This is a genomic window from Lolliginicoccus lacisalsi, assembly GCF_014841105.1.
Classification (GTDB): domain Bacteria; phylum Actinomycetota; class Actinomycetes; order Mycobacteriales; family Mycobacteriaceae; genus Lolliginicoccus; species Lolliginicoccus lacisalsi.
This window is the reverse complement of the sequence record NZ_JACYWE010000001.1, coordinates 266,782-281,554: the sequence shown is the minus strand read 5'-3', so window position 1 is coordinate 281,554 and position 14,773 is coordinate 266,782. Positions and strand designations below refer to the sequence as shown.

The 14,773-nt window shown below is 71.2% G+C and carries 6 protein-coding genes; 5 read left to right on the top strand and 1 reads right to left on the bottom strand.

Annotated elements, in window-relative coordinates; genetic code table 11:
• Positions 1–53: 53 nt before the first annotated feature.
• Genes HT102_RS01275 through HT102_RS01255 form a run of 5 tightly spaced genes read left to right on the top strand, consistent with a single transcriptional unit; the run spans position 54 to position 13,630 of the window.
• Positions 54–6,860: an SDR family oxidoreductase gene (locus HT102_RS01275; protein ID WP_333473227.1), complete on the top strand. Its 6,807-nt coding sequence runs from the start codon at positions 54–56 to the stop codon at positions 6,858–6,860.
• Positions 6,854–11,317, top strand: a complete 4,464-nt coding sequence (locus HT102_RS01270; protein WP_333473226.1) for a beta-ketoacyl synthase N-terminal-like domain-containing protein — start codon at positions 6,854–6,856, stop codon at positions 11,315–11,317. The genes HT102_RS01275 and HT102_RS01270 overlap by 7 nt, the downstream gene beginning before the upstream one ends.
• Positions 11,314–11,664, top strand: a complete 351-nt coding sequence (locus HT102_RS01265; RefSeq protein ID WP_192037596.1) for an acyl carrier protein — start codon at positions 11,314–11,316, stop codon at positions 11,662–11,664. The genes HT102_RS01270 and HT102_RS01265 overlap by 4 nt, the downstream gene beginning before the upstream one ends.
• Positions 11,661–12,470 carry an alpha/beta fold hydrolase gene (locus tag HT102_RS01260; RefSeq protein ID WP_192037595.1) on the top strand — a complete coding sequence of 270 codons (810 nt, stop codon included), beginning with the start codon at positions 11,661–11,663 and terminating at the stop codon, positions 12,468–12,470. The genes HT102_RS01265 and HT102_RS01260 overlap by 4 nt, the downstream gene beginning before the upstream one ends.
• 2 nt (positions 12,471–12,472) lie before the next feature.
• On the top strand, positions 12,473–13,630 hold the full coding sequence (locus HT102_RS01255) for a glycosyltransferase (RefSeq protein ID WP_192037594.1): 1,158 nt from the start codon (positions 12,473–12,475) through the stop codon (positions 13,628–13,630).
• A gap of 98 nt (positions 13,631–13,728) precedes the next feature.
• Here HT102_RS01255 and HT102_RS01250 read toward each other — a convergent pair whose 3' ends face one another.
• A complete protein-coding gene (locus HT102_RS01250) occupies positions 13,729–14,712 on the bottom strand; it encodes an alpha/beta hydrolase (protein ID WP_408611292.1) in 984 nt (327 codons plus the stop codon).
• Between the last annotated feature and the right edge of the window lie 61 nt (positions 14,713–14,773).

Below are 14,773 nucleotides of genomic sequence, written 5' to 3'. Positions count from 1 at the left end.
CCGAAGAATTCGTGAGGCTATTGATGCGCATCGCCGACACAATTGATGAACAAGTGTTGGCGCTGACGCCCCTGGACCGTCCGAATGCACGAATCGTTACTGCCGCATGCCATGTCGGCGCGCTCGGCGTTCTTGACCTCGGGACTGGTTCGTCCCTTGCTCGCCGTGAGCTCGCCGTGGCGGCCGCCGCGATCCCTGGTGGATTCGGTGTTCGCATCGCTGGCCGCTGCGCGCTCGGCGCCGATGCGCTGCCCCCCGAGGCCATGACCGTGGTGCTCGCCTTCGACGCGCTCGACCGGTTCGCCACCTTCGAGGGCCGGCGCGTTCTCGTCGAGGTGGCATCGCATGAGCAAGCACGGGCCGCCCAGGAGGCGGGTGCCGATGGCGTGATCGCGCGCGGCTGCGAGGCCGGTGGATCCGTGGGCACCACCAGCAGCTTCGTGCTTCTCCAGCAAGTGGCCGCCGATGCCTCGATCGACATCCCGGTGTGGCTCGCTGGCGGCATCGGTCCCGATACCGCTGCCGCCGCAGTGATGGGCGGGGCACGGGGCGTCGTCCTCGACGTGCAGCTCGCCCTGCTGCGCGAGTCCACCATCCCCGCCGAGGAGCGGGGGGTGCTCGCCGGGCTCGACGGCTCGGAATCCGTGGTCGAGGACGGCAACCGCGTGGTGCGCCGCGCGCTGCGGCGCGGCGACGGTAGCAGCCTGGTCCTCCCCGTCGGCGAGGATGCCTACCTCGCGCAAGCCTTCGCGTCGCGGTTCGAGACCGTGCCGGCCGCGATCCGTGCCGTGAAGGATTCGATCGCCGCCGCGGTCGAGGCACCCAGCCGGGACCTGGCCCGCGAGGTGCTCGCCGAGGGATCCCCGCTCGCGGAAGCATTGGGCACGACCCTGCCGCTGGCGCAGGGCCCGATGACCAGGGTGAGCGATCACCCCCGGTTCGCCGCAGCGGTCGCCGACGGTGGCGCGTTGCCATTCATCGCCCTCGCCGTCAACTCGGGCGCCCGCTCGCGAGAGATCCTCGCCGCCACCAAGGATCTAGTGGGGGAGCGCCCCTGGGGCGTGGGCATCCTTGGTTTCGCCGACGCGCAGCTGCGCGAGGAGCAGCTCGACGCGGTTCTCGCCACGCGCCCGAGCCACGCCATCATCGCTGGCGGGCGCCCGGCCCAGGCTTCACGGCTCGAGGCTGAGGGCATCAGCACCTTCCTGCACGTTCCCTCGCCCGGCCTGCTGCGGCAGTTCCTCGGCGGCGGTGCCCGCAAGTTCATCTTCGAGGGAGCCGAGTGCGGCGGCCACGTCGGCCCCCGGCACAGCTTTCCGCTGTGGCAGGCCCAGATCGGCGAGCTCCAGCGTTTCCTCGGCGCTCATCCCGATGCCGCCACCCGCATCGAGGTGTTCTTCGCCGGCGGCATCCATGACTCCCGCTCCGCCGCGATGGTGACCGCGCTCGCCCGCCCGCTCTCCGAGGCCGGCGTGCGCGTCGGACTGCTCGCGGGCACCGCCTACCTGTTCACCGAGGAGGCCGTCGAGTCCGGCGCGATCGTCCCGGGATTCCAGCAGCACGTCGTGGAGGCCACCCGAACGGTGCTGCTCGAGACCGCCCCGGGCCACGCCACCCGCTGCGTCGATAGCCACTTCGCGGCCGAGTTCGCGCGCACCCGCCTCGAGATGCAGCAGCAGGGCGTGCCGGACCGCGAGCTGTGGGAGAAGCTCGAGCAGCTCAACATCGGTCGCCTGCGGGTCGCCAGCAAGGGCGTCGATCGCTCCGGCGGGCAGCTCGTCGAGGTGAGCGCGGAGCAGCAGCTCCACGACGGCATGTTCATGGCGGGGGACGTGGCGCTCCTGCGTGACTCCGTCACCACCATTGCCGCGCTGCACGAGTCCCTCACCGCCGGTGCCGCGGACTGGTACACCACGCGGGCAAGCGAGCTCGGCACCAGCGTCGAGGATGCGCCCGAGCCCGAGCCGCTCGATATCGCGATCGTCGGCATGGCCGCGATGTTCCCGCAGGCCCCCACGCTCTCGACGTTCTGGTCCAACATCCTCGCCGGCGTGGACTCGGTCACCGAGGTGCCCGTCTCGCGGTGGGATCCGGCGGTGTACTTCAACGCCGACGGCGGCGAGGGCAAGACCCCCTCGAAGTGGGGCGGGTTCCTGCCGCCCATCCCGTTCGACCCGCTGCGCTTCGGCATACCGCCCCGCTCCCTCGGCAGCATCGAGCCCACCCAGTTGCTCGCCCTCGAGGTCGCGGACCAGGCGCTGCGCGACGCGGGCTATGACACCCGCCCCTTCGACCGGCAGCGCACCGCCGTGATCTTCGGCGCCGAGGCCGGCAGTGACCTGTCCAATGCCGGTGTGCTGCGCAACGTGCTGCCCTCCTACATCGGGGACCTGCCGCCCGAGCTCGATGCGCAGCTGCCGCGCTTGACCGAGGACTCGTTCCCCGGCGTGCTCGCGAACGTGATCAGCGGGCGTATCGCCAACCGCCTCAACCTCGGTGGCGCCAACTACACGGTGGACGCGGCGTGCGCCTCCTCGCTCGCGGCGCTCGATGCGGCCTGCAAGGAGCTCGTCGCCGGCGGCGCGGACACTGTCCTGTGCGGTGGCGTGGACCTGCACAACGGCATCAATGACTATTTGATGTTCGCCTCGGTGCATGCCCTCTCCGCCACTGGGCGCTCCGCGACGTTCGACAGCTCCGCCGATGGCATCGCGCTCGGCGAGGGCGCGGGATGCGTCGTCCTCAAGCGACTCGCGGATGCCGAGCGCGACGGCGACCGTGTCTACGCCGTCATCAGGGGAGTGGGCAGCGCCAGCGATGGCCGCTCCCTCGGCCTGACCGCGCCCCGCCCCGAGGGGCAGCGCGCTGCGCTCGAGCGCGCTTACCGCAATGCCGGCGAGTCCCCGGGCACCGTCGGCCTCGTCGAGGCGCACGGCACCGGCACCGTCGTCGGCGATCGCACCGAGCTGACGACCCTGACGAACCTGTTCACCGATTCCGGCGTCGCGGCAGGCCAGGTAGCACTCGGCTCGGTCAAGTCCCAGATCGGCCACACCAAGTGCGCCGCCGGACTTGCCGGGCTCATCAAGGTCGCCCTTGCCATCCACACCGGCATCAAGCCGCCCACCCTGCATGTGCGCAACCCCAACCCAGCATGGCAGGAGGGCAGCAGCCCGTTCGTGTTCAATGCCGAGCCGCTGCCGTGGGAGAAGATCCCCTCCGAGCGCATCGCCGGTGTGAGCGCGTTCGGCTTCGGCGGCACCAACTTCCACGCCGTGCTGCGCGGCCACGCCCGCAACGTCGCCCCCGCCCACGCGTGCAACGACTGGCCCGTCGAGCTGTTCACCTTCCGCTCCACTAGCCAGGACAAGGCGCTCGACGAAGCGCGAGGACTGCTCGCCCGGATCGACGCCGCAAGCAGCGCGGACTGGACGATCCGCGATTGGGCCTTCGGGGCCGCGAAGAAGGCCGACGCCGCGGCCGTGCGCGGGGAGCCCACCTGGATCGCGTTCGTCGCCGCCGATACCGACGAGCTGCATCGCACCCTCACCGCCCTCGCCAGCGGCGAGCCCACCAAGGCCGTGCACGTGCGCACCGACGACTCGCCCACCACCGGCGGCAAGGTCGCGTTCCTGTTCCCCGGCCAGGGCAGCCAGCGGCCCCGCATGGGCGCCGGCCTGATGGTCGCGTTCCCCGAGCTCCAGCACCACCTGCACCGGGGCGAGCGCTACGCCCGCGCGCTCTACCCGCCCGCCGCGTTCACCAAGGAGACCGCGGACCGCCAGCGTGCCGCGGTCACTGACACCACCGTCGCGCAGCCCGCCCTCGGCATGGTGGAGATGGCGTTCCATGATGTGCTGCGCCGAGCGGGCATCACCCCCGACATGGTGGGCGGCCACAGCTACGGGGAGCTCGCGGCGCTCGCTGCCGCCGGGGTCATCGACCCGGACGCCCTGCTCGACCTCAGTGCCTCCCGCGCCACCGCCATCGCCGAGGCCGCCGACAAGCTCGCTGATCGCGGCGCCATGGCTGCGGTGTCGGCCACTGCCCAGGACGTTGCCGAGGCCCTGTCCGCGGCTGGGCTCGACGGTGACGTCGTGATAGCCAACGACAACGCTCCGAAGCAGAACGTCATCTCCGGGCCCACCGCGGCCATCGACGCCGCCGTGGACGCGCTCAAGGCGGCGGGGCTGTCGGTCACCCGGCTCAACGTCTCCTGCGCGTTCCACAGCCCCGTCGTCGCCGCGGCCAGCGCTACGTTCGCCGCGACTCTCGCCAGCACCCGCCTCTACGCGGCCGAGGTGCCGGTGTATGCCAACACCACCGCGGCCGTGCATGACGACGATGCGGATGCGGTGCGCCGCGGGCTCGCCGAGCAGATCAGCGCCCCCGTGCGGTTCCGCGAGCAGATCCAGGCCATGCACGACGACGGGGCGCGGATCTTCATCGAGGTCGGGCCCGGACGAGTGCTCACCAAGCTCACCGGTGCCATCCTCGGCGATCAGCCCCACGCGGCGATCCCGCTCGACGACGGGCAGAGCTCCGGGCTGCGCGGCCTCCTCGAAGGCTTCGCGCGGCTCGCCGTCGCCGGTGCCGATCTCCGCACCGAATGGCTGTTCGAGGGCCGTGGCGCCGTGGCGCCCGACCCCTCGGCAACAGTGAAGCGTCCCGGCTGGACCGTGGACGGGCACCTGGTGCGCACCGCTGATGGTTCCATCCCCGAGGGCGCGCTCGCCCCGGCAACCCCTGTGAGAATAGGTCCCATGACACACGCCTCGTCCGGAGCAGAAGCGCTCATCACCGAGTTCCTCCGCAACAGCCGCGAGATGGTCGCCGCGCAGCGCGATGTGCTGCTCGGCTACCTCGGGACAGAGGCTGCCCTGCCGCACAACGGCTACGGTCTTGCCGCGCCCGCCTATTCCGCTCCGGAGATCGCCCCGGCCCATCAGGCACCAGCCGCCGCCGCTCCGGCTCCGGCCCCCGTGGGGTCGTCCGCGTCCGCAGCGCCCGCGGCCCAGTCGGTGGCCCACACCGGAGAGAGCGTGCTCGCGAAGGTGTTCGACGTGATCGGGCGCCGCACCGGCTACCCCGTGGAGATGATCGAGCCGGACCTCGACCTCGAGGCTGATCTCAGCGTCGATTCGATCAAGCGTGCCGAGATCGCCGGGGAACTCGCCACCGAGCTCGGACTGACCGGCGGAGACGACAGCGAGCTCGAGGAAGTCTCCCGCGCCCGCACGGCCGCGGCCATCGCCGGGCTGCTCCTCGCCAAGCTCAACAGCGCTGCCGATACCGCAAGTCCCGGTGATGCCGAACCGGAGGCTGCCAGCTCCGTTCCTGCGAGCTCCGCACCGGCCAGCACCGTAGCCGCCAGCGCCGGCTCTGCCGAGGCGCCCGCTCCCGACGCCTCGGCCCTCGTGATCGCCCCGCAGCGTCTCCTCATGCGCCACGTCCCCCTCGCCCCGCTGCCCGCCGCGCCCAGCCTCGCCGGACAGCGCGTGCTCATCGTAGGCGCGGGCGCCCTCGCGGAGGCGCTGGCCACCCGGTTGCGCGCCCACGAGGCGACCGCCATCGTCGTGCCCGCCACCTTCGCGGAGATCCGCGACGTGCTCGCCACGCCCGCCGATGGAGTCTTCTACCTCGCGAGCACCGAGCGTGATGCCGCCCCCGCCCTTCCCGACGCGTTCCCGCTGCTGCGGGAGCTCATCGCCGCCTCGCCCCGGTGGATCCTCGCCGCAGGTCCCGGCGCAGGCCTGCGCGGGTTCTTCCGCACCGTCGCCCGCGAGTCCCCCGAGATGCACGCCACCGTCATCGAATCCACCGAGACGGATCCCGCGCTGCTCGCCACCGAGCTGATCACCGAGACCGCGGCCGGGCCCGGCCAGCCGGTCGTCCTGCTCGAGAACGGCGCCCGGTCAGGCCTCGCGCTGCAGCCCACCAGCCTGGGAGCTGTCGCCACCGCCGGAGCCGGGCCCAGCGGCGATGGCACCGCCGAGGCCACCGCGCTCGGGCTCGACCAGGACTCCGTGGTGCTGCTCGTCGGGGGAGCCCGCGGCATCACCGCCCGCTTCGCCACCACGCTCGCTGCCGCGAGCCGCTGCCACATCGAGCTCGTGGGCCGCACCCCGCTCGTCACCGAGCCCGACGATCCGCTGATCCAGGCGGCCACTACTGCGGCGGAGCTGCGCGCCGCCCTCATCGCCGCCGGGCAGCGCTCGCCCGCCGGGATCGAGTCCACGATCAACCAGATCCTCGCGGCCCGGGAGGTCCGCGGCACCGTGCAGCGGCTCCGCGATCTCGGCGCCACCGTCCGCTACCGCGCCACCGACATCCGTGACGCCGCGGCCGTCACCGATCTCGTCACGAGCATCCATGCCGAGCATGGCCGCATCGACGGCATCGTCTACGCGGCCGGGGTCATCGAGGACAAGCTCATCGCGGACCAGGCGCCCGAGTCGCTCGCGCGCGTGTTCACCACGAAGGTCGAGGGGGCCCGGCTGCTGATCACCGCCGCCGAGGAGCTCGCCAACGGCCCGCGGTTCCTCGTGTTCTTCGGCAGCATCGCCGCCGTGCTCGGCAACCGGGGCCAGGCCGACTACGCCGCCGCCAACGATGAGCTCGAGACGCTGGGCCGCAAGTGGACCGTCGCCGGCAAGCGCCGCGGGCTCACCGTGCACTGGGGCCCGTGGGCGCCGACGGGGGAGAACAACGGCATGGTCACCCCGGAACTGATGCGCACCTACGCCAAGCGCGGCGTCGCCCTGATCGACCCCGAGGAAGGCACCACCAGCCTGCTCCGCGAGCTAGCCTGGGGCGACGAGAACGAGCCGTCGGTCGTCTACACCGCCTCCGAGTGGTGACCGCCGCGGTGCCCCATCGCGAGACCTCCCACCAGCCGGTGGCCATCGTCGGCATGGGCGCGCTCTTTCCTGGCGCGGGCAATCTCGCCGAGTACTGGAACAACCTCGTGCGCGGCGTGGACAGCGTCACCGATGTGCCCGCGGACCGGTGGGACGATACGTTCTACGACCCGGGCGCGCGCGATCATCCCCGGGCCGACGCCTTCTATTGCCGGCGCGGCGGGTTCGTCGAGGCCGACATCGACCCGGCCCGCTTCGGGATCATGCCCAACAGCGTCGACGACATCGAGCCCGACCAGCTCATCGCCCTGCGCGTGGCCGCCGACGCCATCGACGACGCCGGCGGCGCGGGCGCGCTGCCCACCGATCGGTCACGCATCGGCGTGGTCCTCGGGCGCGGCGGCTACCTCACGCCCGGCCTGGTGCGCCTCGACCAGCAGGTCCGCACCGCCCACCAGCTCGTTCGCACCCTTGGCGAGATCATGCCTGATCTGACGGGCGATCAGCTCGAGCAGGTCAAGGAAGCCTTCCAGGCGCAGTTGCGCCCGCCCACCTCGGACGCGGCGATCGGCCTCGTGCCCAACCTCTCCGCCTCCCGCATCGCCAACCGCCTCGACCTGCGCGGCCCCGCATACACCGTCGACGCCGCATGCGCCTCGTCCCTCGTCGCGGTCGATCAGGCCATCGCCGAGCTCGCTAGCGGTCGCTGCGACATGATGCTCGCCGGTGGGGTGCACCACTGCCACGACGTCACCTTGTGGAGCGTGTTCAGCCAGCTCGGCGCGCTCTCCCCGGCACAACAGATCCGGCCTTTCGACGCTCGCGCCGATGGCGTCCTCATCGGGGAGGGAACCGGCATCATCGCGCTCAAGCGGCTCGCCGATGCCGAGCGCGACGGCGACCGGGTCTACGCCGTCATCGCGGGAACCGGCGTGGCCAGCGACGGGCGCACCGCGAGCCTGTTCAACCCCGACCCCTCCGGGCAGGTCACCGCCGTGCAGCGCGCCTGGGAGGCCGCAGCGCTCGACCCCACCGCGCCCGGGGCGATCGGCCTGCTCGAGGCCCACGGCACCGGCACCGTCGCCGGGGACACCGCCGAGCTGAGCACCCTCGCCGAGGTCTTCGGCCCCCACGCCGACAGCGAGCACCAACCTGTCCTCGGCACCGTGAAGTCGATGATCGGCCACGCCATGCCTGCCGCCGGTGCGGCCGGCATCATCAAGGCAGCGCTGGCCCTGCACCACCGCACCCTCCTGCCGACGCTGCACTGCGAGCAGCCCCACCCGATGCTCGCGGGATCCCGCTTCGCGCCCATCGCCGAGGCCCGGCCGTGGCAGCAGCACGCTTCGGGCCAGGCACGCCGCGCCGGGGTCAACGCCTTCGGCTTCGGCGGCATCAACGCCCACATCATCCTTGAGGAAGCGCCCGTCCGCGCCACCACGATCACCGTGCGCGAGCCGCGCCGCATCCTGCGCATCGCGGCACCCACCGCCGCCGATCTCGCCGCTGCCCTCGACGTGCCCGATGCCGACCTGCTCGCGACCCCCGCCACAGGGTCCGGGCCCGCCCGCATCGCCATCGACGAGCCCACCCCCAAGCGCCTCGGGCTGGCCCGCAAGGCCGTCGCGCGAGGAGTCCCGTGGCGCGGCCGCTCCAGCATGTGGTTCACCCCCGCGCCCCTGCTCGGGCCTGGGGGCGGCAAGGTCGCCATGGTGTTCCCCGGCCTCGAGGCCGACTTCGCCCCCGACGTCACCGAGGTCGCCCGCGAGCTCGGCATGCAGCTCGGCGGGAACTCGATGAGCACCGAGCAGATCGGCGCGCACGGCGCCGCGGTGTTCCAGCTCGGCCGGGTGCTGCACCGCGCGCTCGCCGAGCGCGGAGTCACCGCCGGAGCGCTCGCCGGGCACAGCGTGGGCGAATGGTCCGCCATGACTCAGGGCGGCATGTTCGACAAGGCCGAGATCGACACATTCCTCGACCGGTTCGACCCCGCCTCGATCACCGTCCCTGGCGTCGAGTTCGCCGTCATCGGCACCACCGCCGCCCGCGTGCGCGAGGCACTGCGCGACTGCCCTCGAGTGGTGCTCTCGCACGACAACGCCCCCAACCAGTCCATGGTGTGCGGCCCGGGCAAGGCCGTCACCGCGCTCGTCGAGCAGTTCCGCGCCGAGGGCATCATCAGCCAGGTCCTGCCGTTCCAGTCCGGCTTCCACACCCCGATGCTGATCCCGTTCCTCGAACCGATCATCCGCGATCTCGACGCGCTGACCATCCGCGCCGCCACCGTGCCGGTGTGGTCCGCCAACACCACCGAGCCGTTTCCCGCCGCCCCGATCGAGATCCGGGCGATCTACCTGCGCCACCTCGTGGAGACCGTCCGCTTCCGCGAGCTCATCACCCGCATGCATGACGCCGGCAACAGCGTGTTCATCCAGATGGGCACCGGGCAGGTCAGCGCGCTCATCGGCGACATCCTCCAGGACCGCGAGCACCTCGCCATCCCCGCGCACACCGCGAAGGCCAGTGCCGCGGATCAGCTCGACCGGGTGCTCGCCGCGCTGTGGGTCGAGGGCCACCGCACCGGGGCAGAAGCACCGGTCGCGCGGCAAGGCCGCCGCATGGCCATCGCCATGGGCGGCCCCCTGGTGAGCATCCCCATGGCACAACGCTCTGGCCTCGCTCTCCATCGCCGCCAGCCCCTGGCCGGTGCTATCGACACCAGTCCTCCCGCAGCGCCTGCCGCCAGCGCGTGGGGAGCGGAGTTCTCCGCGCTCATCGCCGACACCCAGCGCGTCGCCCAGGAGCTCATGACGGCCGCTTCCGCTCCTCGTGCCGCGCGGCCAGCCGCGCCCCGCCCGCAGCCGCCGATGCCGCAGCCACCTGAGCAGCAACCACCGGCGCAGCAACCACCCCGGCCTTCGCGGACGACGCTCGAGGTGTCCCTGGACGCGATGCCGTACCTGATCGATCACAGCTTCTTCAAGATGCCCGAGGGCTGGCCCATCGACGAGGACCGCTGGCCCGTCGTGCCCGCCACCACGCTGGTGCATCACATGATGGAGCACGCCAGCAGCAGCGCCCCCGGGCGCGTGCCCGTGGCCCTGGCCGACGTGCGCTTCCAGAAATGGCTGCCCGTCATCCCGTCCGCCACGGTGCCCATCATCGTCGAGCCGGAGAACAGCACGACGGTCACCGTGACGCTCCAGGGCCATGCCCGTGCCCGCATCGCGCTCGATGGCCAGTACCCGGCGCAGCCCGCGAAGTGGCACATCGACCCCAGCACCGAGCAGCCTCCCACCGACGAGGCCCCCGAGCTCTACACCCGCCGCTGGATGTTCCACGGCCCCCAGTGCCAGGGTGTCACGGAGCTGACCGCCATCGGGGACCGGCACGTCCGCGGGCTCCTGCGCGCCCCCGCCGCGCCCGGGGCGCTGCTCGACAACGCCGGGCAGCTCCTCGGCTACTGGGTGCAGACCACCATGACCGATCGCTCCACCGTCTTCCCCGTCGGCATGGACCGCATCGAGTTCCACGGCCACCATCCGGCCCCCGGCAGCATCGTCGAATGCACCATCCTCATCCGCGAGGTCACCCACCAGTTCATCACCGCCGACATCCAGATGATCGCCGATGGCGCGGTGTGGGCGCAGATCACCGGGTGGCAGGATCGCCGCTTCGACTCCAACCCCGCCATCCGCGCGACCGACTGCGAGCCCGAGCACAACACCCTCGCCACGTTGCATCAGGAGGGGTGGGCCGAGGTCGCCGAGATGTGGCCGGATCTCGCCACCCGCGAGCTCGTGGTGCGCAAGATGCTGGGTGCCCCCGAGCGCGACCAGTACGAGGCCGTCCCGCCCCGCCGCAAGCGGCAATGGCTGCTCGGGCGCATCGCCGCCAAGGACGCCATCCGGCAACTGCTCTGGCGCACCGCCGCGGCCGGGATCTTCCCGCAGGAGATCGAGATCGGCAACGAGCCGGGCGGCGCACCGTTCGCGACTGGCACTCACGGCCGCTCGCTGCCGCCACTCACCCTCTCGATCGCGCACTGCGCCGAGCTGGGCGTGGCCATCGCCGCGAGCAGCCCGTGCGGCGTCGATGTCGAGGAAGTGCTCGAGCGGGACACCACCACCGAGAACGCGGCGCTCACCGAGCACGAGCGCGGCCTGCTCGACACGCTTGCTAGCAGCGCTGATCGGGCGCTGTGGTTCACCCGCTTCTGGACCGCCAAGGAAGCAGTGGCCAAGATGGCACGCACGGGCCTCGACGGCGCGCCCAAGCAGTTCGAGGTCATCACCGCCAGCCCGGACAGTCTCATCGTGCGCCACCTCGGCATCGACCACCCGGTGCGCACGACGGTCACCCGCAACCCGCTACCCTTGCCGCCACGCACCTATGTGGTGGCCTGGACCGATCAATCCGGTACCAGCCACACCGACGAGGGGACACAGAACCCATGAGCAACACCCCAGCCACCGGCGCCGTGAGCGAGGACGAGGTATTCGACGCGATCGTGGGCATGCTGGCCGAGATGCTCGAGCTGTTCGACGTCGACCCCAGCGACGTCACCCGCGACACGGAGTTCCACGACGATCTCGAGATGGAGAGCATCGACCTCGTGGCCCTGTCCGGGCTGCTCCGCGAGCGCTGGGGCGACCGCGTCAACTTCGCGCAATTCATCGCCGGGATGGAGCTCGAGCAGATCATGCACGTCACCGTCGGGCAGCTCGTGGATTTTGTCGTCGAGAGCCTCAGAAGCACAGAGGCACACGCACCAGGGGAGCAGCCAGCGGGGGAGCAGGCGTGAACAAGGTCACCGTCGGCGACATCGACATCCACGTCCAGCGCATGGGGCCCACCGACACGGGCGTCACCGTGGTCCTGCTGCACGGTCTGCTCTACGACAGCCTCGCGAGCTACTACTTCACCGTCGGCCCCGCGCTGGCCGAGCTCGGGGTCGACGTCGTGATGTATGACCTGCGTGGCCACGGGCGCACCACCCGGCCGACCACCGGATACCAGCTCGAGCGCTTCGTCGACGACCTCGATGGGCTGCTCGACGCGCTCGGCATCACCTGGCCCGTGCACCTCGTTGGCAACTCGTTCGGCGGCACCATCGCCTTCGGGTTCGCCGCCGCCCACCCCGAGCGCACCGCCAGCATCCTCTTCATGGAGGCCGAGCCACCCGTGCAGCAATGGGCCACCCACATCAACGAGGGCCTCAACGACGCGGTGCAGCGACTCAGCGCCGACGGCGCGTTCGAGCACATCGCGACCAACTATGGCTCGCACCCCGCGCGGCTCTCGAAGGCCGCCTACAAGATCCTCCAGACGACCAGCATCGTCGAGGATATCCCCGCCAGCCAGCTCATCAACGAGGACCTGACTGACATCACCTGCCCGGTGCTCGGGGTGTTCGGCACCCAGACCGGGCTGTCCTACCAGGTAGAGCTGCTGCGCGGGCAGCTCGCCGCGTTCGAGGCCCGCATCCTCGACGGGATGGGACACTCCGTGCTCGTCGAGAAGCCCGCCCTCACCCGCACCCTCGTCGCCGACTGGCTGTTCGGCGGCCACCAGGCCACGCTCGGCGGGGCGCACCAGATCGGCGCCTGATCGTGAGCCGCTACTTGTTCGTCGTCCCCCCGCTCGTCGGCCACATCAATCCCACTCTCGCGGTCGGCGCCGAGCTCGCGAGGCAGGGTCATGACATCGCCTGGGCCGGGGATGCCCGCTTCATCCATGCGCTCGGCGGCAGCGGCCTGGACATCTACGATTGCGTGACGATGTCGCTGGAGGACCGCGGTGACCTCGTTGGCCCGGCGGCGCTGAAGTTCCTGTGGGAGCACTTCTTCATCCCGCTCGCCCGCGCCATGGCGCCCGACGTCACCGCTGCCATCGAGCACTTCCGCCCCGACGTCATCATCGCTGACCAGCAAGCCCTGGCCGGTTCGCTCGTCGCCGACCGCGAGGGCATCACCTGGATCCCCTCGGCCACCACCTCCACCGAGCTCACCGACCCGCTCGGCTCGATGCCCAAGGTCAAGGACTGGGTCCTCGGCCTGCTCGACGAGCTCCGTGACGAGATCGGCGCCCCCGCCACCGGCCACGACCCGCGCTTCTCGCCGCACGGCATCCTCGCGTTCACCGCTCCCGAGCTCTCGGGCACGCCTGCCATCGCCGCCGAGCGATGCTGGATGGTCGGGCCCGCCCTCGCCGATGATGGGGCTAGCGCGGCGCGCAGCGATTTCCCCTGGGACTTCCTCGACAACGACCAGCGCAACATCCTCGTCAGCATGGGCACCGTCAACGGGGCGACCGGGGCGGCTTTCCTGCGCAAGGCCGCCGCAGCGATCGGCGCGCGCCCGGATCGGTACCGCGCGGTTCTCGTCGACCCGGACGGGGTGATCGAGGACCCGCCCAGCAACATCCTCATAAGGAAGTTCGTGCCCCAGCGGGCTTTGCTGCCCGCGATGGATGCGGTGATCTGCCACGCCGGGCACAACACGGTTTGCGAATCCCTATGGAACGGCCTTCCGCTAGTGACCGCTCCGGTTCGTGATGATCAGCCAGTCGTCGCCCAGCAGGTCGCCGATGCCGGGGCTGGGGTGCGGCTGCGATTCCGCCGCGCGACCGAGCAGCACATCGCCGAGGCGCTCGAGGCCGTGCTCGACCCCGCCACCGGCCACCAGGCTGCTGCCGCCCGCATCGGGAAGTCGTTCCGCGAGGCCGGGGGAGCGGGGCGCGCCGCGGACATCCTCGCCGGGCTCGGGTAGGGGCTCCTCAGCTGCGCGAGTGTGCGAAATGCGACAGCTCTAGTGCCTAGAACTGTCGTTTCGTGCACACTCGCGAGCTCGTTGGAGCGGGCGGGGAACTACTGCAAGGAGGCCTCGACCGTTGGCCAGGCAGTGCGCAGCGCATCCTGCCAGTACGGCCACGAGTGGGTTCCCGTGGGACGCAGGTCCAGCATCGCCGGGATGCCCGCGCCCGCGAGCCGGGCCGCGAAGTCGACCGTGCACAGCGAGGCGCCCGCCTCGATCGGCCCGCCCACCAGGATCGTTGACTGGACAGACTCATCGAAACCCTGCTCATGCACGCCCGGCAACCCGCCGCCAGCGTAGAGGTAGATATCGGTACCACGCAGCCCGTCGAGATTCATCGACGGATCATGCGCGAACCAGTCCGGATCATCCCGCTCGCCCCACATGTTCGTCGCGTTCCCGCCACGAGAGGCGATGCCCGCCCGAACCGAACCCTGGTACGGCGCCTGCGCCACCAAGGGGCACGCGCTGATCGCCACGATGCCCTGGTACTGGCCGGGATGCCGGGACGCGAGAGTCAGCGCCGCCTGACCGCCCATCGAGATGCCGCCGATCGCATCGCGACCATTGCCGTGGAAGGAGCCGTCGATCAACGGCGGCAGCTCCTCGGTCAGGAACGTCTCCCACATGTTCACGCCGAGCTCGGGATCAGGCCGCTGCCAGTCCGTGTAGTAGGACGCTTCGCCTCCCGCGGGCAGAACGACATTGACGTCCTTCGAGGCAGCAAAATCGACGATGTCGGTCTTGGTGATCCAATCGCTGCGCACCTCGCTCGCCTCGTTGCCGTCGAGGAGATAGAAGCTGGGGCGTGGCGACGAATGCGCCGGGTGCAGGACATGCACCCGGATCGTCCGCCCCATCGCGGGGGAATCGACCAGGATGTCCGACCACGTCGGCGAGACTTGCTCCACCGCCACGATCGAGGCCGGGGAACCCGGAGCAACCTGTTGGGGAACTGCGTGCGCGGCAGGCACGAGCGCCACCGGGAGCACGAGCGCCGGGGCCAGGACCGCGGGGGCCAGCGCTGCGAGCGCCAGGCGCAGCGCGCGCGGGACGCGGACGCGAGGTACCCGCGGGATCGTCAGGTCAGCATTCACA

What these genes read in the sequence shown, in the direction of transcription:
- HT102_RS01265 (WP_192037596.1), top strand. Translation starts at nt 11,314, where the DNA reads ATGAGCAACACCCCAGCCACCGGCGCCGTGAGCGAGGACGAGGTATTC.